The sequence below is a fragment of the Ruegeria meonggei genome, from assembly GCF_900172215.1.
In the GTDB taxonomy this organism is placed as follows: domain Bacteria; phylum Pseudomonadota; class Alphaproteobacteria; order Rhodobacterales; family Rhodobacteraceae; genus Ruegeria; species Ruegeria meonggei.
The window spans coordinates 117,243-137,421 of sequence record NZ_FWFP01000011.1 but is presented as its reverse complement, the minus strand read 5'-3'; the positions used below and the strand labels follow the sequence as shown (position 1 = coordinate 137,421).

Sequence of the window (20,179 nt, the reverse complement as noted above, 5' to 3'; positions counted from 1 at the left end):
ATGGACCTAAAGGTCATCTCAAAAAACCGCAGTTTTGGAGGGGAACAAACTGTCTACTCCCACTCGTCCGAGAGCTGTGATTGTGAGATGACCTTTGCCATCTATCTGCCACCTCAGGCCAAAACCGGACCAGTGCCAGTGCTATGGTATCTGTCCGGCCTGACCTGCACCCATGAAAACGCGATGACCAAAGGCGGGTTTCAGGAGGCCGCGGCGGATTACGGCGTTGCTGTGGTGTTTCCTGACACCTCTCCGCGCGGCGACAACGTTGCGGATGACGACGCCTATGATCTGGGGCAGGGGGCAGGGTTCTATGTAAACGCTACCCGGGACCCGTGGCGGTCGCATTTCAGGATGTATGACTACATCGTCGACGAGCTTCGCGATATCGTATTGAAGAATCTCCCGATTCAGGATCGCCATGGGATCACAGGTCATTCCATGGGCGGTCATGGCGCGATTACGATCGCGATACGCAATGCAGAAAAATTTGGGTCTCTTTCGGCGTTTGCGCCAATCGCGCATCCGACGCGTTCGGATTGGGGGCGTAAACAGCTCAGCAGCTATCTGGGTGACGACGAAAACACCTGGGCAGAGTATGACGCGACATTGCTTCTAGAGGAGCACGGTTGGAAAGGGGAACTGCTGATTGATCAGGGCGCGGATGATCAGTTCCTTGATCTGCTCAAGCCGGAAGCTTTGGCTAACATGATGGCCAAGCGCCGCCAGCCTGGACAGATCAGAATTCAGGAGGGGTATGACCATTCGTATTTCTTCGTGAATAGCTTTGCCCGCGATCATGTCGAGTGGCACGCCGAACGTCTCAGTCAATGAAAACAGCAAGGAAAGAATGATAGTGTACAGAACGGTAATCACGGCTACTTGCCTCACGCTTGCACCCGCCTTCGCAAGTGCCGAAGGCGATCCCGAAGCGGGTGAGAAAGTCTTTCGTAAGTGCAAAGCCTGTCACGCTGTGGGCGAGGGGGCTGAAAACAAGGTGGGGCCCATGCTGAACGGTATTGTTGGCCGTCAGGCCGCAACCGTTGAAGGCTTTGGCTATTCGCCGGTGCTGATTTCTTTGTCCGAAGAAGGGCTGGTCTGGACACCCGAAGAACTGGACGCGTTTCTGACAAAGCCGCGTGACTACGCGAAGGGGATCAAGATGACCTTTGCAGGGCTGCGCAAAGAGGACGATCGCACCAACATCATCGCATATCTTGCGACCTTTGAGGACACCGGTTCGTAAGAGACCGCATTGCTCGCCCCCAACACGACCGGAAAAGGACCGGTCCGGGTGAGCATTAACAGACACCGCAATCCGACCTGGGTGAGGTGTTACAAGGCAGCGACAACGCTGCACGAAAGGGAGGAGATTGAATGAAAAATCTATCGCTTTGGACCTCCGGGATTGCCATTGTGCTGGCCACTGCGGCTTATGCCAATGACGACCTGATTGCTCAGATGGATAACTCGAAACAATGGGCGATCCAGACGGGTGACTACAAAAATCAGCGCTATTCCGAATTGGATCAGATCAACGCGGACAACGTTGGTGATCTGCAGGTGGCGTGGACTTTCTCGACCGGCGTTCTGCGCGGGCACGAAGGTTCGCCGCTGGTAATCGGCGACATGATGTATGTCCACACGCCGTTCCCGAACATTGTTTATGCTCTGGATCTGGCGAATGACGGCAAGATCGTCTGGAAGTATGAGCCCAAGCAGGATCCGGATGTTATTCCTGTGATGTGCTGTGACACCGTGAACCGCGGTGTGGCCTATGCGGATGGCAAGATCTTCCTGCATCAAGCGGACACCAAGGTTGTGGCACTGGATGCTAAATCCGGTGACGTCGTTTGGGAAGTCCAGAATGGTGACCCGGCGATTGGTGAAACCAACACAGCTACGGTCCTGCCCATTAAGGACAAGGTCATTGTCGGAATTTCGGGTGGTGAGTTCGGGGTGCGCGGGTCGGTTACGGCTTACGACATGAACTCGGGTGAGCAAGTCTGGCGGGCCTATTCGATGGGGCCGGATTCGGACATCCTTGTTGATCCTGAAAAGACCACCCATCTGGGTAAACCGGTTGGCGCGGACTCGGGTACGAATACCTGGGAAGGTGATCAGTGGAAGATCGGTGGCGGCACCACTTGGGGCTGGTATTCCGCGGATCTGGACGAGAACCTGATGTATTATGGCACGGGCAACCCGTCGACCTGGAACCCGGCGCAGCGCCCCGGTGACAACCGTTGGTCCATGACCGTCATGGCGCGCGATATCGACACCGGTGTGGCAAGATGGTTCTACCAGATGACGCCACATGATGAATGGGACTATGACGGCATCAATGAAATGATTCTTACGGAACAGGAAATTGATGGCACCGAGCGCAAGCTGCTGACCCATTTTGACCGCAACGGTCTGGGATACACCATGGACCGTGTCACGGGTGAGCTACTGGTGGCCGAAAAGTTCGACCCGGTTGTTAACTGGACAACGGGTGTTGATATGGATCCCAACAGCGAGACCTATGGTCGTCCGGCTGTGGTCGCTCAGTATTCGACGGAACAGAACGGCGAGGACGTAAACTCGACCGGTATCTGCCCGGCGGCTCTGGGTACCAAAGACCAACAGCCTGCAGCCTACTCGCCGAAGACCCAGCTGATGTACGTACCGACCAACCACGTTTGCATGGACTATGAGCCGTTCCGCGTGTCCTACACCGCTGGTCAGCCCTATGTGGGTGCGACGCTGGCGATGTATCCGGCACCTGACAGCCATGGTGGTATGGGTAACTTCATTGCTTGGGACAACACTGATGGAAGCATCAAGTGGTCGCTGCCCGAGCAATTCTCGGTCTGGTCCGGTGCACTGGCAACAGCAGGTGACGTTGTCTTCTACGGAACTCTCGAAGGGTATCTGAAGGCCGTTCATGCTGAAACCGGTGAAGAACTGTACAAGTTCAAAACACCCTCTGGCATCATCGGAAACGTCATGACGTATGAGCAAGGTGGCAAGCAATATATCGGCATCCTGTCGGGTGTTGGTGGCTGGGCCGGTATTGGTCTGGCGGCTGGTCTGACCAACCCCAATGATGGTTTGGGTGCCGTAGGTGGCTATGCCGCTCTCAGCGACTATACCGCGCTGGGCGGTCAGCTGACCGTGTTCGCCCTGCCGAACTAAGCCAAGGCAACGACCGGCGCGGCCCAAACGGACCGCGCCGGTTTTTCACATGCAATGAAACGAGCTTTCCATGAACCTCTCTGTACGTCTTCTGGCATCTGTTCTTGTGTCCTGGCTTCCCGTTGCCGCGATTGCTGACAATCTGGCGGTCTCGTATTCCGAAGATGGGAGGTACTACACCGAAGACGATATTCCGACATTCAATGTGGCCGAAGATGGAACTGTGGACTGGATGACATTTTCAGGCTTCCGGCGCTATCACGCGGAATGCCATGTCTGTCATGGTCCTGATGGCGAGGGCTCGACCTATGCGCCGGCTCTGAAAGAGTCAGCGCTGGATATGGATTATTATGACTTTGTCGACATCGTCACGAATGGTCGACAGGTGGTGAACGCCGCTGAAAACTCGGTGATGCCGGGATTTGGCGACAACCCGAATGTGATGTGCTTTCTGGATGACATCTATGTATACTTGAAGGCTCATGGGTCGGGCGCGATTCCGCGTGGTCGCCCGCCCAAGAAAGAGGCGAAATCCGACGTGATCCGCGAGGATGAAGATGCGTGCATGGGTTAAGGCTTGTCTTGCTCTGACGGCACTTGGCATGTGGCTCGGTCAGGCGCTGCCTGCGCAGGCCCAAACTTCTGACCTAGTATCAAAGACAGCCTTTCGCGTTTGCGCGGACCCCGCCAACTACCCTGTGTCGACCGAGGACGGATCAGGGTACGAAAACCAACTCGCCGAGCTAATTGCTGCTAAGTTGGAATTGCCTGTTCAGTATGTCTGGTTTCCCCAAGCGACGGGGTTCATTCGAAACACCTTAGCCGCTAAACGGTGCGATGTGGTGATCGGCTACGCGCAAGGTCATGAGTTGGTGCAGAACACCAATCACTACTATACGTCCGCCTATGCGCTCATCGTGCCGATGGACAGCGATCTGACTGAGGTGGATCGGTTGAAGGACCCTGCGCTCAAGGGGCGAAAGATCGGGATCGTGGCTGGTACTCCGCCGGCGGCGCATATGGCCCGGAATGGGCTGATCGGACAGGCCAAGCCTTACAACCTATTCGTCGATCGGCGCGTGGAAAGACCGGCTATAGATATGCTGGATGACCTGCAATCGGGCGAGATTGACGCGGCCATCCTCTGGGGCCCGCTGGGCGGGCCATTGGTCAAGGCCGATTACCCAGGTTTCAAGGTAATCCCGCTGATCAACGAAGAACTGCCTCCGCGTTTGTTCTATCGCATCACCATGGGCGTGCGGCAGGGTGAGAAGGTTTGGCAGCGGCAGCTGAATTCTCTGATCAGGCGCAATCAGGATGAGATTAATGCTGTGTTGGCCGAGGCCGGTGTTCCGCTGGTGAATGATCTGGGAACTGAGGTGCTGGATCTGTCGCAATGATGCGCTTGTTCGTGGCACTTGCGCTTTTGTCAACTGCCGCGATGGCCCAAACCGTCCCCGAACCCAGTGACTTCCGCAATGACCACTATCGGGCGCCGGTGCCGGACCAGATAACCGGCGGCACAACCATCGGCCCAGAAGAGGCTCACAGCTTATGGCAAGATCAGAGTGCCGCGTTTATTGACGTTTTGCCCCAGCCTCCCAAACCAGCCAATCTGCCCGAGGGCACGATTTGGCGAGACAAGCCGCGCGACAGCATTCCCGGTACGATCTGGTTGCCCAATGTCGGCTACGGAGCCATCGCGGACGTCACTGCGGACTATTTTCGAACCGGGTTAGAGTCCAGCACCAATGGCGATCTTAACCATGGAGTTGTGTTTTTCTGCCTCGAAGATTGCTGGATGAGTTGGAATGCTGCCCGCCGCGTGATCGAATGGGGCTACACCAACGTCTATTGGTTTCCCGAAGGCACCGATGGCTGGGCCTTGTGGGGGTACCCATTGGAACAGGTCGAGCCATTTCCTGGTCAGCCCGTGGCCGGTGGCGGTTGATCTAATACCCCGCCAGTTTCTTATGCAAATGACTGACCGTGCCGTCCGTATCCGTCATCGTCACATCAACCGCTTGCGCCCGGCTTGGGACAGATATGCCGACCCTCGGGTTTTCAGACAATGAAATTGATCCGATCATTTGAACATAACCGGTGCCGTCAAGATCAATATCCACGGTTTCGACATATCGCATCGGTATGAACAGCAGAGAAATCTGGTCCATCTGCATTCCCGAATGCGATGGATGATCAATGTTCAAATCCATTTTGTTGGCACGATCCGCACCCAAATTGGTCAGGCGTGACAGCGTGTCGAGCGCAGGGACACGACCGACCAGCTCAGCCTCCATCATTCCCAGATTTTCCAACGCCAACTTCGGATCAGTGCCGGGTGGTGCGGCGCAAGCCCCAACGCCGGATGTTTTGACGAATGTTTCCGAGACCCAAAGCCGGCCATCCGTGGTTTCGGCGATGACATGCATCGGGGTCGGCCCGTTCACGCGCATGGTCACGTCGAAGTAGAAACTCGGCAGCGGTTCTTCCAGCTCGAACATTGCAGAAACCGGCATTGGATTCTCGTCCAGTACCAAAGTCACTTTGGCTACGTTCGTTCCTCGGGGGGCGATGACCTGCGCCGCCAGTTTTGCTCGCGCATCATCAGGTGTGCGATAGGGTGCATCAATTGCGATCAATGCGTCGCCATTCTGCATGGGCCGGTCGCCGTAAAGCAGTGCGCGGACATTTTCCCATGCTTCATTCGATGCAAAGGCCGGGGCAGCCAGCACGCAGAATAGGGCAGCAATCAAGTGAGAAGCCTTCATTGTCTTCCTCCTTTCAGAAAGCTGCCAAAGGCACGCGGCCCGTCGCAGGTTTCTATCGTTTCTATCACAGAGAGCGCCTTTGGGTCCACGATGCTGACAGTGTTGTCGAACCAGTTTGCAACGACCACCAGATCCTGTCTGGCGGTTGCATCAATGCCCTCCGGATACTCTCCGACCTCGATCAGAGCTTCATGCTCCAACGTCTTTAGAGAGAAAACGCTGAGCGTATTTGCATATTGGTTTGTGACGAATGCATGACCCTGGGCAAAAGCGATCCCATAAGGGCGTTCGCCGACCGGAACCGTGGCGGTGACCGTGCCAGTATCGACATCGATAACGCTGACATCATTGCTGCCGACGTTGCCGACGAATAGCCTCCCATCCGGGGCAAAGCGCAATCCGAAAGGGCGTATACCAACGGTAATTCGATGACGTGATTGCAGAGTTTCTGCATCAAATACGGACACCTGATCCGCGTCCTTGTTGGCCGATGCCAGAAAACGACCATCGGCTGAAATCGCGATCCCGGCTGGCGCGGTGCCTGTTGGCAACTCTGTCAGAACCTCCAAGTTTTCGCCGTCCAGCACCCAAAGACGGGCGTTGTACCAATCCGACACAAATACCCGTCCACCTGTCGAGTCCAGCACGATCCCGATGGGACCACCATCCAGTACAACTTGCGCTATCGTCTCACCGGTCTCAGAGGACAAACGCCGCACCGTTTTGCTGTCCGGGGATACGGTGAACAGCGTTCCGTCCAACCCAGCGGCTACGCCCGCAGGCTTGCCAGGCAGAGGCCAACGGGCGGTTTCCTGCATTTCGGAAAGATCAATCCGGCTGAGTTCCTCGCCGTTTTGACAAGTGATGAACGCCGTCTCTGCCAGCGCCATGCTAGCAGAGATCGCCGCAGGCAACGTGAACAATCGACTAGCTTGCCGCACCAAAACGCTCGACCAGCGCATCCAGTCCGGCCTGATACACTCCGGTCACGGCGGCGATGGCGGCCTCATCATTCAATTCGGCTGGCGGGTCATTGTTTGGATAGCCACGATAAAAGGCCCCGCGCCATTCGATGATCGAACCGCCCCCGTCACGCGGTTTGACCGTCAGATGCGACGAATAATTGGTTACTGGCAGTACCTCAACCGCGACATCGGTGATCCGGTAGGAATAGCTCATCTTATCGTCGCTGAATTTGTAGAGGACTTCGTCAATCGTCGGCCCATCTTCTTGACCCAGCGTCAGCAACCGCGTCGCGTCAATCTCATTGCCACCTTTGCCCTCGGTCGCAAACACAGCGGGATGCCATGACATGTCATCAAAGTTTCCGACGACAGTCCAGACTTCTTCGGGTGAAGCCGCGACTTCGGCGGTCAATGTGACCTTTTGCCGGGTTGGTCCGTGCGCCCAGACCATGCCCGGAACCAATAGCGCAGCGGTCGTCACAAGAAGCACTCGTCGATTCATTCTGTATCCTCCCTGAATGCGCTTGGCGGTCGTTGGCCTGTCTCCCGATCGTGCGTTCCCAGTCAATTCCACAACCAAACACACTGAAACGGCCATCCTATACGCCCCCCTGCAAAAACGCAGTTGGTCGCGGGAAACCATAGCAAGATCAATCGCATACGCGCATTCTTATAAAATAAGAATCGAGCTTAATCATGAAGCTGATAGGCTTTGTTTTACAACACGGCCAAAAGTATCGGTTCCGTTCTTGGGGCGTTTTACCCTTGATGAGCCAACCTGATCTTTCGGGTAACAGGAGGGCATTTTGACCATGCGCATATTGCCGCTGTTTGCAGCGCTTTTCTGGTGTATGTCTGCAGTGACTGCGGTGGCGATCGAAGTGAAAGCTACGGTGCTGCGGATCGACTATCCGTCGCTTCTGCCGATCTCACGCTATGATCTGAAGCCGGACGATCTGGGCTTTGCCGGTGCCGCGCTTGGGGATGAGGATAACGGCACCACCGGCGGATTTCTGGGGCATACCTATGAAACTGCAACCGTTGCAGTTTCGCCGGAAGAGGCAGACGCCGCGATGGAACAGATCATCGCCGACGGGGTACGCCTGATCGTTCTGATGGCCGAAGCCCCCGACATTTTGCGCCTGACGGATCAGGCGGCTGAATCCGGGGTGCTGGTGTTCAATGTATCGGCACCGGATATCAATTTGCGTGACGTAAACTGTCGCGGCAACCTGCTGCATATTGCGCCGTCCCGTGCCATGACGGCCGATGCAGTGGCGCAGTTTGCGGTCTGGAAAAAATGGGGAGATTGGTTCCTGCTGGCCGGTTCAAACCCCGAAGACGTGAAACTGGCAGATGCCTATCGCCGCGCGGCTACCAAGTTTGGCGCAAAGATTGCCGAGGATCGAATCTTTGCGGATACCGGAGGCTCTCGGCGGACGGATTCCGGTCATGTTCTGGTTCAGCGTCAATTGCCACTGGATACGCAGGACGTGCGAGATCATGACGTGGTGATTGCTGCGGACGAAACCGATTACTTCGGGCGTTACCTGTCTTACCACCTCTGGATCCCGCGCCCGGTGATGGGATCAGGCGGGTTGCGCCCGACGACGTTTCACGGCGCACATGAGGCATGGGGGGCAACCCAGTTCCAGACCCGTTTCGAGGAACTTACGGGCCGCTATGTTCGGCCCGAAGATTACAACACCTGGCTTGCGCTGCGTGTGATTGGCGAGGCCGTGACCCGTGCCAGCACAGCTGACCCCGATGGAGTGCGAGACTATGCCTTGTCGGACGAATTCGAACTGGCTGCCTTCAAAGGGCAGAAGGTAACGTTCCGCGACTGGAATGGGCAGTTGCGCCAACCGATCCTTCTGTATGACGGATCGATCACCGTCAGCGTCAGCCCGCAAGAGGGGTTTCTGCACCAGGTATCACCGCTCGATACGCTGGGATTGGATCGGACGGAATCCAGTTGTCAGGCATTTGAATAACCGGAGGATTTGATGAAACGACTATTGCTGACCGTCGCCTGCGCTGCGCTGACCTCGGGTCCTGCACTGGCGGGCAAGGCATTTGTCTCGAATGAACGGGGCAACACCATTACCGTGGTGGATACCGAAACCTGGGAGGTGATCACCGAATTTCCAGGCGGCAACCGCCCGCGTGGCATTACCGTCAGCCCGGACGGCGGGACGCTATATGTCTGTGCCTCGGACGACAATATCATCCGGGTGTTTGATACCGAGACCTACGAGGAACTGCCCAGCCTGCCCTCTGGTCCGGACCCTGAGCTTTTCATCCTCGAACCCTCTGGCAAGCGGCTCTACATCGCCAATGAGGACGACAATCTGGTGACGGTCACAGACACCGAAACCCGCACCATTTTGGCCGAGGTGCCGGTTGGCGTCGAACCCGAAGGCATGGGGATGAGCCCGGACGCAAAATTTGTGGTCAACACCTCTGAAACCACCAACATGGCGCATTTCATCTCCACCGAGGATTACACCATCAAGCATAACATTCTGGTCGACCAGCGTCCACGTTATGCCCAGTACACCGCCGATGGCAAACGGCTGTTTGTAACGTCGGAAATTGGCGGAACCGTCTCGGTCATGGATATTGCCGAGGACGGAGCGCCCACGTTGGTCGGCAAGATCGGCTTTGAGGTGCCCGGCGTGCAACCGGAATGGCTGCAGCCCGTCGGGGCCAAGGTAACTTCGGACGGCAAGCGTCTGTTTGTTGCTCTGGGACCTGCAAACCGAGTTGCCGTCGTCGACGCGCAAAGCCTTAAGGTTCTGGACTACATCCTTGTTGGGCAGCGGGTTTGGCAGCTCAATTTCACGCCGGATGAAAAATTCCTACTGACCACAAATGGCAACTCAAACGACATCACAATTATCGATGTGGCGGCAGAGAAAGCCATCAAATCGGTGCAGGTCGGTCAACAGCCTTGGGGTGTAGTGACCATTGACTAAAGTTCTGGGAGGGACGGGAATGAAGAAACTTATGATCGCAGCGATGGTCGCGGCGCTCGGTGGGCCGGTCTCGGCGGCGCCACTCTGTGACGATTTGGGATTTGCCGGACTTCTGGCGAAATGCAATCGCGGTGACACCATCAAGCTGACGCTCGCCTCGGGGTGGCCACTGGGCGAGGACGTAGTTCTGCAATCCGGCGCGTATTACAAACTTGAGATCACCGCGGATGGCTCGGCAGAACTAGCGATCGAGGGGCCTTCATTCTTTCGTGCGATCTGGATGAATGAGATCGTGATCAACAAGATAGAAATCCGCCCAATGGCGGTGGATAGCATCGAGTTTGACAAGGCCGGTGTGGCGGAACTGTCGTTTATCGCAATCAAACCTGGCAGCCATGAAATTCGCATCCCCGGGTCCACCGGGGAAACACAACGCATCACGGTCAGCATTCAATAGAGAAAGGATAGCATGATGAAAAAGCTTGGGGTTTTGTTGATCGCTGGACTTATAGCGACACCGGCTTTCGCAGACGAAATTGACGCGGCAACCGTCGAAAAGATCGAGGCCTATCTTGCATCCATCGAATGCCAGATGGACCCGGATGATATCGAGGTTGAAGATGACGGTTACGATCTGGACGACGTCATCTGTAAGGGTGGCAACCAGTTCGACATTAAGTTGGACAAGGACCTGAACGAAGTGAGCCGCAAGGCGGAATAGCGGGTTGAAGCCATGATGAAACTACTTGCAGCATGTCTTTCACTGACCTTCACGGCGGGGGCTCTGGCCGCAGATACTTTGCCGACCATTCGCGCAGCGGTGCTCAAGATCGGGACGGTGAATTGGGAGCTGGAGACCATTCGCCAGAACGGTCTGGACAAGAAACATGGCTTCATTCTTGATGTTCAACCCTTTGCCGACAATGGCGCGACCCGCATCGCTGTTGAAGGTGACGAAGCTGATCTGGCCGTCGCTGACTGGATCTGGGTTGCCCGCCAAAGGGCTGCTGGCAAGGAATATGTCTTCATCCCTTATTCCAAAGCTGTCGGTGGGGTTGTTGTACCTGCTGACAGCCCGGCGACCAGTTTGAAGGATTTGGCAGGCGGCAAGATCGGCGTTGCCGGCGGACCGTTGGACAAATCCTGGCTTATCCTGCGCGCCTATGCAGCGCAGGAATATGGGATGGATCTGAAAACCGAGACCGAGCAGGTGTTCGGTGCACCGCCACTGATCTTTAAGTCCGCTCTCGGGGGGGATTATGCGGGGGCAATCAATTTCTGGCACTTTCTGGCCAAGATGAAAGCGTCAGGTATGAAAGAGCTGATCTCGGTGGAAGACGCCGGGCAGGCGCTTGGCCTTGATACAAATACGCCGCTGCTGGGCTATTACCTGAAAGAGAGTTTTCTGACTGAAAATCCAGGTATTGCGCAAAGCCTGTTCGCCGCCAGCCGAGAAGCCAAGGATCTGTTGGCCAATTCTCCTGAGGCGTGGGAGGCGATCCGCCCTCGTATGAACGCCAAGTCCGACGCGCAGTTTGAACAGCTCAAATCCGATTGGATCGCCGGGATTCCTGATCGCAGCCCAGTCGACGCGGAAGCCGCAAACAAGATGCTGGAACTGATAGCCGAGTTGGGTGGGGCCGAGCTGGTGGGCGAAGCAACAACAGTGCCACAAGGTCTGTTTGCAGACGTGGAATAGGAAGTGATGCAAGACACGTGCCTCACGCCGCTTTTGTCCATTGCGGGCCTTGTGGTGTTGTGGATTGTTGCGGCCACTCTTACGGCAGACCCCCAGATTCTGCCACAGCCTTGGGACCTGATCCCACGTTTTAAACAGGAACTGGTATCGGGCGAATTGCAGCGCAGCCTTGGCGTGACTTTGGTGCGCGTGATCTGGGCTTTCGCATTGGCGATGACATTGGGAACGATCATTGGGCTGTCCATGGGGCGTTCGGATGCGCTGAACCGCTGGCTCGACCCGTGGTTGGTCATTTTCCTGAACCTGCCCGCGTTGGTATTGATCGTGCTGTGCTATCTCTGGATCGGATTGACCGAGGCAGCGGCAATCACAGCCGTGACATTGAACAAAATTCCCAATGTCGCGACGATCCTGCGCGAAGGCAGCAGAGCACTGAGCCCGGATTTGGACGCGATGGCCCAAGTCTACCGGCTGCCGAGGCAAACGCGACTGCAACATGTGATCCTGCCGCAGTTGGCCCCATTTATCGCCGCTGCTGCAAGGTCGGGGCTTTCCCTGATCTGGAAGATCGTGCTTGTGGTCGAATTTCTGGGGCGTTCCTCCGGCGTTGGATTTCAAATCCACTTGTATTTTCAGCTGTTTGATGTGGCGATGGTGCTTGTCTATGCGTTTTCCTTCATTGCGGTCATGCTGATCGTCGAATGGTTGGTTTTGCAACCGTGGGAGCGTAAGGCACGACGGTGGAGAGCTGCATGATCCGCATTGACATCCGACAGAAACGCTTTGGCAATGATGTCGTCTTGGGACCCGTCTCCTTTGATATCGCTGCGGGGGAAACGATCGTGCTGACCGGACCATCGGGTATCGGCAAGACCACTCTGCTCCGGTTGGTGGCCGGTATTGATCCTGACTTTGACGGCCAAATCGTACGGCCGGATCGGCTCGCGATTGTGTTTCAAGAACCGACCTTGCTGCCTTGGCGTTCGGCTTCTGATAATCTGATCCTGGTCCACCCGAGCTTGTCTCGCGCTGATGTTGAGGCCGCTCTGACAGACGTCGGTTTGGACGGAAAGGGGAATCTGTTTCCCGGTCAATTGTCCCTGGGTCAGCAGCGTCGCTTGTCGCTGGCGCGCGCCTTTGCCGGGCAGCCCGAGTTTTTGATTATGGACGAGCCCTTTGTGTCTCTGGACGCCGAAACAGTCGAAACGATGCTGACCCTGACCGAGGATCTGATCGCGCAGCATGGCCCGGCCACCCTGTTCGTGACCCACTCCCAATCCGAAGCACAACGTCTTTCCAACCGGATACTAAATTTGATATCCGGGCCGGATGGGGCCGTTTTGGGTTAGGGTTTATTCCGCGGGCTCGGTCGCTTTTCCGGGTGAGATGCGATAGAAAAAAGGCGCGTCCGAATTGGCTGCATGTTCGTTCGCCTGATCCTGCAAAGCCCGGTGAAGGGGCGACTTGATGCAAACAGGATCGGTGGCGCTCGCGTCTCCGACAATGGCCATGGCCTGACAGCGGCAGCCCCCGAAATCTATGGTTTTTCGTTCGCAGGATTTGCAAGGGTCTGACATCCAGCCCGTTCCACGATACGCATTGAACGCAGAGCTGTTGTACCAGATATCCGCAAGCGGTTTGTCCTGCACCCGGTCAAATGTCAGATGCGGAATGGACTGTGCCGCGTGGCATGGCAGAACCTGACCATCCGGTGTCACGTTCAGCCCGGTGGTGCCCCAGCCGCCCATACATCGCTTGGGATAGTCATCATGATAATCCGCCGGGACATAGTCGATTACCAACTGTCCTTTAAGGATTTTGCGCGCCTCCGTCACCAGTTGCGTCACTTGCTGCGCCTGTTCCCGCGTGGGCATCAAGGCGTCCCGGTTCTTCAGGGCCCAGCCGTGGAATTGCACCGTTGCAACCTCGATCCGTCGTGCGCCCATCTCCTGTGCCAGCTCCAGCGCGCGTGGCAGTTGGTGCGCATTGTGGCGGTGCAGGACAAAGTTCAGGGTCAACGGGAACCCGATCTGTTTGATCCATTCGACCGTCTTCATCTTTCGGTCAAACCCGCCCCGATAACCGCCAACCTTATCCGCCATCACCGCGTCGGTGCCTTGAAGGGACAGCTGGATATGGTCCAGACCGGCCTCGTCCAAATCATTCAGACGACGTTCAGACAGGCCGATCGCCGATGTGATCAGGTTGGTATATAGCCCAGCCTCGCGCGCGGATTTGACCAAAGCGACCAGATCGCGGCGCGATGCGGGTTCACCACCTGACAGGTGCAATTGCAACACGCCAAGCGCAGCGGCCTCTTGGAAAACACGTGTCCAGGTCTCAGTATCCAACTCGCTGTCGAGCTTCGCCATTTCGACCGGATTGGAGCAATAGGGACAAGATAGCGGGCAACGATGGGTCAATTCGGCCAGCATGGCAATTGGGGGTGGGGCCTTTGCCTGCATCAAATCACATCCAGAAAGCGCCGCGCCCGCAGGGCATCCAGAAAACCCGAACTGTCTTCGGCGATCTGTTCTTTCGGGGCATTGTATTTTTCGGACAATATAGCCGTGATATGCCCAAAGCAACGGTGGCCGTCGACTTCATTCAAAATCGCATGTCCAACCTGATCCAGTGTCACGGCGCGTTCTGGCGCCAACAGAACCCATTTGTCCCGTACGGAATCGAAATAGATGCGGACACCGCGCGGGAGCGAGGGGATCTCCTGCGCCAGCATCACGATGCCTGTCGCATCAGCAGACCGCTGTCCGGTTCCCAGGCCCCCGGAGGAACGCGTGCGGGTTCGACATAGGCTCCCCACAATGCATCCAATTGCGACCAGAGGACATCTGTCTTGAAAACCAGCGCCTTGGCTGCGGCATCCTGTTTTTCCGGGGCGTCGGTATGATCCAGTACCCATGTCAGACCAAAGGCCACGTCCTTCGGGGCCTCTTTCAGGCGATTACGGAAATAGGATAAGGATCTGTCATCCGCAAAATCGTAGTGCTGAAGCAGACCTTCGATCCTGTTGGCGTGAATTTTTGGCGCGAAAAGTTCAGTGAGCGAAGCAGCAACCGCCTCAAGCAATGTCTTTTCGCGGACAAATCGCACATAGGCATCCACCGCGAATTTGGTGGCAGGCAAGACGCCCTCGCACGAGGCGACGTAATCCGGATCAAGCCCGACCGCCTCGGCCAGCCGCAACCAGCGCCGGATGCCCCCTTCGTTCTCATCCGTGCCGTCATGATCTTCGATCCGTGACCGCCAGGCGCGGCGTAGGGACGGATCTTCAACGCGCGACATGAAGGCCGCGTCCTTCATCGGGATGGAATGCTGATAATAATACCGGTTGATCACCCAGGCGCGGACTTCATTGGGGGTGCACTGACCGCCATGCAGGCGATGATGGAACGGATGCAGGTCGTGATAGCGCTCGGCTCCGATCTGGCGCAGCCGGGCTTCAAAATCGTCGCGGCTTTGGGTCATAGCGTGATCTCCATTCCATCTTGACCGATCGTCCAGCCTTTGGCCTGCGCCCGGGCGTTTTCGGTACTGCCCGGTCGCAGAACTGGGTTGGTGTTGTTCATATGGACGAACACTTTGCGTCCGATCTGCATATTAGCAAATTCTGCTATCGAGCCGTCGGGGCCATCCATAGACATATGCCCCATACGCTTGCCCGTTTTCTGACCCAGCCCGGCGCGCACCATCTCATCATTCTGCCAAAGCGTGCCATCAAAAAACAAAAGGTTGGCTCCCTCAAGCTGCGCGCGCAATTCCGGCGTCAATGCAGCGCATCCTGGGATGTAATAGGCTGTCTTTCCTTGCGTGCGCAGCGCTACCCCGACGGTCTGTTCGCCGACCAGATCCGTTTGGACCTGATCACCTTCCAGATACAGAGGCACTTTTCCGGGTACTGGAAAAAGGGTCGCAGTAAGGTTTGTAACCAGTTCAAAGGGCTCATTCAACAAGATCGGCCTGCGTTTCACGACCGAGGCATTCAAAGCATCGAAAATCGGGTTTTCTGCAATCACGTCATGAATGCCGTTGGTCGCAAACAGCGAGAAAGGCTGCATCTCGCGCAGCGTAAGCAAACCCGCGACATGGTCGATATCCCCGTTTGTCACCAACACCGATTGAACCGGCATCTCTCGCAACCCTGTTGGAAACAGGACGGGCGTGTTGCCCAGCTGTATGCGAATATCTGGAGAAGCGTTCAGGATAGCCCAGTTTCGGCCATCTGGGGACACGGCGAGCGATGACTGCGTCTGCGCAGGAATTTCTCCGCGTCGCGCAAGATTGCAGTTTTCACATCCGCAGTTCCATTGCGGAAGGCCGCCGCCAGCAGCGGCCCCAAGTATTATCGCGCGCAACGTCATCTAGTGTTGGCGCTTACGGCTGATCAGATCAGGCCGCCGCCACGCTCATCATCATGATCTGGGCCGTACATGTTGATTTCCATGCCGCACTCGATTTCGCGGATAACAGGTTTGCTCCAAGCCATATCGGGGTCCTCCTCCTAAGATGTGCTTGCAATCAATGTGGCAGGTCCGGTGCGCCCGTGCGACTCTTAATTCATAAGAAGGATTTAGACTTTGGTCGGTACTCAGGCGTCATCCAACAACGGAGGAAGCCCTTGAAGGCAAAAACCCTGATTGCGTATTGTTATGATTTCAAATCCAAAATCATCAGACCCCAGCTTCTTGCGCAGATACCCGATGTAGACGTCGACCACGTTTTCGTTACTGGACCGTTCCTGCGACCAGAGCGTGTCAAACAGCTCACCGCGTGAGATGGGCGATCCCGCTTTGCTATTGAGCAGCATGAGCAGATCGAATTCGCGCTCTGTTAGCGCGATGCATGTTCCGCGGATAGTGAGCGTTCTGTCTTTTGTTGAAATCCGCGCTGGATCGGGGCGTTGCGAAGCTACGCGGTGTTCCTGTACCTGCAGCCGGGCAACAAGCTCGTCAAAGCTGAAGGGTTTCACGACATAGTCATCAGCTCCGGCCTCAAGCCCGGCGGCGCGATGATTGACGTCAGAGAGGGCCGACAACATCAGGATAGGAATCGCGACTCCGGCCGCGCGCGCAGATTGGACCAGCTCGATACCACTGTCTGCGCCCAGCATGACATCGACAATCGCACCAGAGTATTCACCGCTCTTCAACCGCTCCAGCCCTTGATCGGCGCGATTTTCTGCTTCGGCAGAGTAGCCGTGCAGCGAGAGGCCCCGCACAAGCGCCGAAGCAATTTTTGGGTCGTCATCAATGATCAAGAGTCTCGAAGCCATGGGATCACACTAAGCCTCTGCCAACGGCAATCGAATGCAGACATTTGTACCGGGATTTACGCCCAAGGAACGTTCACGCGCGACCGGGCTGGTGATCGAGATCGATCCTTCGTGCGCCTCGACGACCCATCTGGCCAGGGCCAGCCCGACGCCAAATCCCTGACTGTTCGTTGCAGCACCTTGAACAAACCGTTCAAATATCTGATCTTGTGCGCCTTCAGGAATTCCCGGTCCGTTGTCGGTTATCTTTATCTGAGCACTCCCATCTTCTGATTGGCCGGAAAGAGACAATGCTTTGCCATCGCGCGCGTGCCGGATCGCATTGCGCAAAAGGCTGAGCAAAACTTGACGCATCCAGTCCGGATCGCAATGCAATGCACAATCCGGGAATTTTCCGACCTCGAGCTGCATATTAGCGCTGTCGATTTCGGGCTGAATGTCACCCACAACGGTTTGTATCAGCGCGCGCAGCGCAACATCACGCGGTTCCAAAGCCAATTCCCCGGTTTCAGATCGCGCAACACGTAGCAAATCGTCAATACGCTGGTTCAGTTTTGCTGCACTGGTTTCGATCGTTTCCAAAGCATCTGGCGCGGTCTGGCCGTCCCGTTGGCCAATCTGCGACTCCATCATAATAACTGTCAGCGGTGTGCGTAATTCGTGGCTGATATCTGCAAAAAAGCGACGGCGGTTTTCATCAATCCTGGACAAGGTTTCATTCGCCGCGCTGAGTTCCCGTGTCCGCTGATCAATCGTTTCGTTCAATCCGGCCCATTCTGCATCAACCTCATCCTGACGCTGCTTCAACGCAGCCGCCATTCGGTTGGTCTCACCATATAATTGACCGATCTCATCGTTGCGGGTTTTTGGCAGCGAAATAGCAAACTCTGATTTGCCAACCTGAACTGCGGCGTTGCGCAGCCGGTTAAGACGAGAAAACTGCGGCCTTACCAGACCATAGTAAAACCATGCCGTGCTGAGCAAAGCAAATAGCGCAAGCGCCAATGCGACCCAAGTCAGCGTTAGGCGGGTCCGTTCGATTCCAGCCAATGTCGCGTTTCGAAACAGAACCTCGGTATTCACGGCCTGACTGAGCAAGGGATCAAAGGCGGATGCAAACGAGTCGATATGAGCACGCAGCCGTGCTTGATCGGCATCTGTATCAGCAAGCCCGTCCAGCGTATTGGCCAGCAGCGCCTCCATCCTAGCCAGGCCGAGGGATTGGGTTCCATACCGAGATTGTTCGTCCAACCCGAGCGACTGAACGGCGGCTACGGCCTCCTCCACATCGGAGCGCAGTTGTAGAAAGGTTGTCCCGATCTGGTCCCGGATCGGGGACAGGCGATCCAGTCGGGTTTCGACGGATTGACCGGTCTGGATCGACTCGGTAGCGATCACAAGAAATGTGGCGGCCTGTGTAGACAAAGCGGCATAGCGCGCCATCCGTGTTTCCGAGGCCAGCGCGGTCTCCAGACGGTTGGCGACGGTTTGCATCCCGAAATAGAGAATAGCAGCAGTCAACAAGGTTCCAGATCCAAGCACAACCGCACCGAGACCTAAACGGGTTTTCAGAAGCAGGCTGCGTTTGGTGGTTTCGGGCTGGGTCTTCATGACTTTCGCTTCATAAGACCACGGGCCGGATCATATCCCCAAACGGCAATCGTGCACAAAACGACCGTGGACCCCAGAACCCAGATTAAGGCCCCCCAATTGATCTGCAGGTAAAGCAGGAACCTGATCAACTCGACCACATGTGTAAAAGGGTTGAAGGCGCAAATATCGCGCAGCAAGGGCGAACTTTCGGCCATTTTCCACAAGGGGTAGAGTGCAGATGACAGGAAGAACATAGGGAAGATGACAAAGTTCATTACTCCGGCGAAATTCTCCAGTTGTTTGACAAAACTGGACAGCACCAGACCCAGTGCCCCCAGCATCAGACCACCCAGAAACAAACCCGGCAGTACTGCAACATAGCCGGGCAGGGGTAGGACAATTCCGAACAGCGCCGCCAACGCCAAAAAAGTATAGACCTGTAGGATAGAGATTGCTGTTGATCCCAGCAGGCGGCAGAACAACAGCCACCAGCGCGGGAATGAACTGGTCAGCAGTAGGCGCATCGAACCCATCTCGCGATCATAGACAAGGCTGAGCGAGCTCTGCATCCCGTTGAACAGCAGAACCATCGCACACAGGCCGGGTACGATGTAGGTCTCATACGTGATGTAGTTCTGATAGGGCGGGATGATCGACAGGCCGAGGGCCGCGCGAAACCCGGCGGCGAAGATCACTAGCCACACCATTGGCCGGACCAGAGCTGCAAGAAACCGTTCGCGTTGATGGACGAAGCGCAGAAATTCGCGCCCGATAATGGCCCGCGCGACTCCCCAGAAGCCGCTCATGCTGGGACCTCGGTTTGGGACAAGAACCAATTGGACAGCGTGTGATCACCGCGCAGGTCGCCCGTCTGTCCTCGGGCCAAAATCTGACCGCGATGCAGCACCAGCAATTGGTCATCGTCGCGCACTTCATCTGTGAGGTGCGTGGCCCACAAAATACAAAGCCCCTGTGCCGCCAGATCATGAACATGGTCGGTTATTGACTGCCGCGCCGCAGCATCAAGCCCGACGGTTGGCTCATCCAACAGCAACACTGTAGGGTCGTGCATCAGCGCGCGCGCCAGTTCCATACGGCGTCGATGACCTCCATTCAGGTCGCGCACGCGTTCCCCGGCCCGTTCCCGCATGTTCAACCGGTCTAGTGCTGCGTCGATCCGGGTCGGAACAGCTGATCGCGGCAATCCGTGCAGGGCGGCGAAATAGGTCATGTTCTGGCGCACCGTCAGTCCCATATCCAAAGCCGGCTGCTGAAAAACCACGCCGAGTTTTGCCAACGCCTTACGCGGTGTTCGGCGAAGGTCGTAGCCCGCAACACTGATTTCACCATCTGGCGCCACGAGAAGCCTTGTAAGTAGTGACACCAAAGTCGACTTCCCGGCACCATTCGGCCCGAGCAGGGCGCAAAAGGTCCCAGGCTCCACGTCGAACGAGACAGAATCCAGCGCCGTCTTGGCACCATAGTGAAAGTTCAACTCGCGTACGGCGAGACCGGGGTTGGCTTCTGCCGGGGACCGCGTGTGTGACATTCTTCCTCCGTCCCGAACAGTGTGTCTCGACGGCAGCTTGCAATGTCGGGTCACGTTTCTCAACCTTGCTGTCCGGTGTGTAACCGCGACTTAAGTATGTGAAGGTTCACGGATATGTTATTTATCCGAAAAGAGATGGCGCAGGTAACATCAG

General features: G+C 56.3%; 25 protein-coding genes. 13 read left to right on the top strand and 12 right to left on the bottom strand.

The features are described 5' to 3' along the window. The 6 genes from fghA to RUM8411_RS17515 all read left to right on the top strand — a co-directional run bounded on the left by fghA (position 1) and on the right by RUM8411_RS17515 (position 5,131). Positions 1 to 834, top strand: a complete 834-nt coding sequence (gene fghA, locus RUM8411_RS17540; protein WP_085824016.1) for an S-formylglutathione hydrolase — start codon at positions 1 to 3, stop codon at positions 832 to 834. Positions 835 to 850: 16 nt separating this feature from the next. Then, positions 851 to 1,246, top strand: a complete 396-nt coding sequence (locus tag RUM8411_RS17535; protein ID WP_085824015.1) for a c-type cytochrome — start codon at positions 851 to 853, stop codon at positions 1,244 to 1,246. A 131-nt stretch (positions 1,247 to 1,377) separates the two neighbouring features. Next, entirely contained in the window at positions 1,378 to 3,180 is a 1,803-nt protein-coding gene (gene xoxF5 / locus RUM8411_RS17530) for a lanthanide-dependent methanol dehydrogenase XoxF5 (protein WP_085824014.1), read from the top strand. A gap of 70 nt (positions 3,181 to 3,250) precedes the next feature. Next, positions 3,251 to 3,754 carry a c-type cytochrome, methanol metabolism-related gene (locus RUM8411_RS17525; RefSeq protein WP_085824013.1) on the top strand — a complete coding sequence of 168 codons (504 nt, stop codon included), beginning with the start codon at positions 3,251 to 3,253 and terminating at the stop codon, positions 3,752 to 3,754. 28 nt (positions 3,755 to 3,782) lie between these two features. Continuing rightward, complete coding sequence (locus RUM8411_RS17520) at positions 3,783 to 4,580, top strand: substrate-binding domain-containing protein (RefSeq protein WP_234995284.1); 798 nt, start codon at positions 3,783 to 3,785, stop codon at positions 4,578 to 4,580. After that, a complete protein-coding gene (locus RUM8411_RS17515; protein ID WP_085824012.1) occupies positions 4,577 to 5,131 on the top strand; it encodes a PQQ-dependent catabolism-associated CXXCW motif protein in 555 nt (184 codons plus the stop codon). Before RUM8411_RS17520 ends, RUM8411_RS17515 begins: the two co-directional genes overlap by 4 nt. A 1-nt stretch (position 5,132) precedes the next feature. On the opposite strand, the gene RUM8411_RS17510 is transcribed toward RUM8411_RS17515, so the two are convergent. From RUM8411_RS17510 to RUM8411_RS17500, 3 genes are read right to left on the bottom strand one after another with little or no spacing between them, the layout of a single operon-like run. Further along, positions 5,133 to 5,951: a quinoprotein dehydrogenase-associated SoxYZ-like carrier gene (locus RUM8411_RS17510; protein ID WP_085824011.1), complete on the bottom strand. Its 819-nt coding sequence runs from the start codon at positions 5,949 to 5,951 to the stop codon at positions 5,133 to 5,135. Continuing rightward, a complete protein-coding gene (locus tag RUM8411_RS17505; RefSeq protein WP_085824010.1) occupies positions 5,948 to 6,913 on the bottom strand; it encodes a YncE family protein in 966 nt (321 codons plus the stop codon). The genes RUM8411_RS17510 and RUM8411_RS17505 overlap by 4 nt, the downstream gene beginning before the upstream one ends. Next, entirely contained in the window at positions 6,879 to 7,418 is a 540-nt protein-coding gene (locus RUM8411_RS17500; protein WP_085824009.1) for an SRPBCC family protein, read from the bottom strand. The genes RUM8411_RS17505 and RUM8411_RS17500 overlap by 35 nt, the downstream gene beginning before the upstream one ends. A gap of 310 nt (positions 7,419 to 7,728) precedes the next feature. On the opposite strand from RUM8411_RS17500, the gene RUM8411_RS17495 reads away from it, so the two are divergent. From RUM8411_RS17495 to RUM8411_RS17465, 7 genes are read left to right on the top strand one after another with little or no spacing between them, the layout of a single operon-like run. Beyond that, a complete protein-coding gene (locus RUM8411_RS17495; RefSeq protein WP_085824008.1) occupies positions 7,729 to 8,910 on the top strand; it encodes a lanthanide ABC transporter ABC transporter substrate-binding protein PedA1 in 1,182 nt (393 codons plus the stop codon). Positions 8,911 to 8,922: 12 nt separating this feature from the next. Beyond that, entirely contained in the window at positions 8,923 to 9,894 is a 972-nt protein-coding gene (locus RUM8411_RS17490; protein ID WP_085824007.1) for a YVTN family beta-propeller repeat protein, read from the top strand. A 19-nt stretch (positions 9,895 to 9,913) separates the two neighbouring features. Continuing rightward, a complete protein-coding gene (locus tag RUM8411_RS17485; RefSeq protein ID WP_085824006.1) occupies positions 9,914 to 10,351 on the top strand; it encodes a cupredoxin domain-containing protein in 438 nt (145 codons plus the stop codon). Positions 10,352 to 10,366: 15 nt separating this feature from the next. After that, positions 10,367 to 10,615, top strand: coding sequence for a PepSY domain-containing protein (locus RUM8411_RS17480; protein WP_085824042.1), 249 nt, complete (start codon positions 10,367 to 10,369; stop codon positions 10,613 to 10,615). A gap of 12 nt (positions 10,616 to 10,627) precedes the next feature. After that, positions 10,628 to 11,593: an ABC transporter substrate-binding protein gene (locus RUM8411_RS17475; protein ID WP_234995280.1), complete on the top strand. Its 966-nt coding sequence runs from the start codon at positions 10,628 to 10,630 to the stop codon at positions 11,591 to 11,593. Between the two features lie 6 nt (positions 11,594 to 11,599). Beyond that, positions 11,600 to 12,349, top strand: a complete 750-nt coding sequence (locus RUM8411_RS17470; protein ID WP_085824004.1) for an ABC transporter permease — start codon at positions 11,600 to 11,602, stop codon at positions 12,347 to 12,349. Further along, entirely contained in the window at positions 12,346 to 12,942 is a 597-nt protein-coding gene (locus tag RUM8411_RS17465) for an ABC transporter ATP-binding protein (RefSeq protein ID WP_085824003.1), read from the top strand. The genes RUM8411_RS17470 and RUM8411_RS17465 overlap by 4 nt, the downstream gene beginning before the upstream one ends. A 3-nt stretch (positions 12,943 to 12,945) precedes the next feature. On the opposite strand, the gene pqqE is transcribed toward RUM8411_RS17465, so the two are convergent. The 9 genes from pqqE to RUM8411_RS17420 all read right to left on the bottom strand — a co-directional run bounded on the left by pqqE (position 12,946) and on the right by RUM8411_RS17420 (position 20,025). Further along, positions 12,946 to 14,058: a pyrroloquinoline quinone biosynthesis protein PqqE gene (gene pqqE / locus RUM8411_RS17460; protein ID WP_085824002.1), complete on the bottom strand. Its 1,113-nt coding sequence runs from the start codon at positions 14,056 to 14,058 to the stop codon at positions 12,946 to 12,948. Next, entirely contained in the window at positions 14,058 to 14,330 is a 273-nt protein-coding gene (gene pqqD, locus RUM8411_RS17455; protein ID WP_085824001.1) for a pyrroloquinoline quinone biosynthesis peptide chaperone PqqD, read from the bottom strand. Before pqqD ends, pqqE begins: the two co-directional genes overlap by 1 nt. After that, a complete protein-coding gene (gene pqqC, locus RUM8411_RS17450; RefSeq protein ID WP_085824000.1) occupies positions 14,330 to 15,079 on the bottom strand; it encodes a pyrroloquinoline-quinone synthase PqqC in 750 nt (249 codons plus the stop codon). Before pqqC ends, pqqD begins: the two co-directional genes overlap by 1 nt. Next, positions 15,076 to 15,972: a pyrroloquinoline quinone biosynthesis protein PqqB gene (gene pqqB / locus RUM8411_RS17445; protein WP_085823999.1), complete on the bottom strand. Its 897-nt coding sequence runs from the start codon at positions 15,970 to 15,972 to the stop codon at positions 15,076 to 15,078. The genes pqqC and pqqB overlap by 4 nt, the downstream gene beginning before the upstream one ends. 23 nt (positions 15,973 to 15,995) lie before the next feature. After that, the gene (gene pqqA, locus RUM8411_RS17440) at positions 15,996 to 16,097 is read right to left on the bottom strand and encodes a pyrroloquinoline quinone precursor peptide PqqA (protein ID WP_085823998.1); all 102 of its coding nucleotides are present in this window, start codon (positions 16,095 to 16,097) and stop codon (positions 15,996 to 15,998) included. A 102-nt stretch (positions 16,098 to 16,199) separates the two neighbouring features. After that, positions 16,200 to 16,883: a response regulator transcription factor gene (locus tag RUM8411_RS17435; RefSeq protein WP_085823997.1), complete on the bottom strand. Its 684-nt coding sequence runs from the start codon at positions 16,881 to 16,883 to the stop codon at positions 16,200 to 16,202. A 9-nt stretch (positions 16,884 to 16,892) separates the two neighbouring features. Further along, entirely contained in the window at positions 16,893 to 18,494 is a 1,602-nt protein-coding gene (locus RUM8411_RS17430; RefSeq protein WP_085823996.1) for a sensor histidine kinase, read from the bottom strand. Next, complete coding sequence (locus RUM8411_RS17425) at positions 18,491 to 19,282, bottom strand: lanthanide ABC transporter permease protein PedC (RefSeq protein WP_085823995.1); 792 nt, start codon at positions 19,280 to 19,282, stop codon at positions 18,491 to 18,493. Before RUM8411_RS17425 ends, RUM8411_RS17430 begins: the two co-directional genes overlap by 4 nt. Next, on the bottom strand, positions 19,279 to 20,025 hold the full coding sequence (locus RUM8411_RS17420; protein WP_085823994.1) for a lanthanide ABC transporter ATP-binding protein PedB/LutE: 747 nt from the start codon (positions 20,023 to 20,025) through the stop codon (positions 19,279 to 19,281). The genes RUM8411_RS17425 and RUM8411_RS17420 overlap by 4 nt, the downstream gene beginning before the upstream one ends. Positions 20,026 to 20,179: the final 154 nt, after the last annotated feature.

Bases quoted from the DNA above. Each gene is read 5' to 3' on its own strand.
- fghA (WP_085824016.1), top strand. From the start codon at position 1: ATGGACCTAAAGGTCATCTCAAAAAACCGCAGTTTTGGAGGGGAACAA.
- RUM8411_RS17535 (WP_085824015.1), top strand. From the start codon at position 851: ATGATAGTGTACAGAACGGTAATCACGGCTACTTGCCTCACGCTTGCA.
- xoxF5 (WP_085824014.1), top strand. From the start codon at position 1,378: ATGAAAAATCTATCGCTTTGGACCTCCGGGATTGCCATTGTGCTGGCC.
- RUM8411_RS17525 (WP_085824013.1), top strand. From the start codon at position 3,251: ATGAACCTCTCTGTACGTCTTCTGGCATCTGTTCTTGTGTCCTGGCTT.
- RUM8411_RS17520 (WP_234995284.1), top strand. From the start codon at position 3,783: ATGTGGCTCGGTCAGGCGCTGCCTGCGCAGGCCCAAACTTCTGACCTA.
- RUM8411_RS17515 (WP_085824012.1), top strand. From the start codon at position 4,577: ATGATGCGCTTGTTCGTGGCACTTGCGCTTTTGTCAACTGCCGCGATG.
- RUM8411_RS17510 (WP_085824011.1), bottom strand. From the start codon at position 5,951: ATGAAGGCTTCTCACTTGATTGCTGCCCTATTCTGCGTGCTGGCTGCC.
- RUM8411_RS17505 (WP_085824010.1), bottom strand. From the start codon at position 6,913: ATGCGCTGGTCGAGCGTTTTGGTGCGGCAAGCTAGTCGATTGTTCACG.
- RUM8411_RS17500 (WP_085824009.1), bottom strand. From the start codon at position 7,418: ATGAATCGACGAGTGCTTCTTGTGACGACCGCTGCGCTATTGGTTCCG.
- RUM8411_RS17495 (WP_085824008.1), top strand. From the start codon at position 7,729: ATGCGCATATTGCCGCTGTTTGCAGCGCTTTTCTGGTGTATGTCTGCA.
- RUM8411_RS17490 (WP_085824007.1), top strand. From the start codon at position 8,923: ATGAAACGACTATTGCTGACCGTCGCCTGCGCTGCGCTGACCTCGGGT.
- RUM8411_RS17485 (WP_085824006.1), top strand. From the start codon at position 9,914: ATGAAGAAACTTATGATCGCAGCGATGGTCGCGGCGCTCGGTGGGCCG.
- RUM8411_RS17480 (WP_085824042.1), top strand. From the start codon at position 10,367: ATGAAAAAGCTTGGGGTTTTGTTGATCGCTGGACTTATAGCGACACCG.
- RUM8411_RS17475 (WP_234995280.1), top strand. From the start codon at position 10,628: ATGATGAAACTACTTGCAGCATGTCTTTCACTGACCTTCACGGCGGGG.
- RUM8411_RS17470 (WP_085824004.1), top strand. From the start codon at position 11,600: ATGCAAGACACGTGCCTCACGCCGCTTTTGTCCATTGCGGGCCTTGTG.
- RUM8411_RS17465 (WP_085824003.1), top strand. From the start codon at position 12,346: ATGATCCGCATTGACATCCGACAGAAACGCTTTGGCAATGATGTCGTC.
- pqqE (WP_085824002.1), bottom strand. From the start codon at position 14,058: ATGCAGGCAAAGGCCCCACCCCCAATTGCCATGCTGGCCGAATTGACC.
- pqqD (WP_085824001.1), bottom strand. From the start codon at position 14,330: ATGCTGGCGCAGGAGATCCCCTCGCTCCCGCGCGGTGTCCGCATCTAT.
- pqqC (WP_085824000.1), bottom strand. From the start codon at position 15,079: ATGACCCAAAGCCGCGACGATTTTGAAGCCCGGCTGCGCCAGATCGGA.
- pqqB (WP_085823999.1), bottom strand. From the start codon at position 15,972: ATGACGTTGCGCGCGATAATACTTGGGGCCGCTGCTGGCGGCGGCCTT.
- pqqA (WP_085823998.1), bottom strand. From the start codon at position 16,097: ATGGCTTGGAGCAAACCTGTTATCCGCGAAATCGAGTGCGGCATGGAA.
- RUM8411_RS17435 (WP_085823997.1), bottom strand. From the start codon at position 16,883: ATGGCTTCGAGACTCTTGATCATTGATGACGACCCAAAAATTGCTTCG.
- RUM8411_RS17430 (WP_085823996.1), bottom strand. From the start codon at position 18,494: ATGAAGACCCAGCCCGAAACCACCAAACGCAGCCTGCTTCTGAAAACC.
- RUM8411_RS17425 (WP_085823995.1), bottom strand. From the start codon at position 19,282: ATGAGCGGCTTCTGGGGAGTCGCGCGGGCCATTATCGGGCGCGAATTT.
- RUM8411_RS17420 (WP_085823994.1), bottom strand. From the start codon at position 20,025: ATGTCACACACGCGGTCCCCGGCAGAAGCCAACCCCGGTCTCGCCGTA.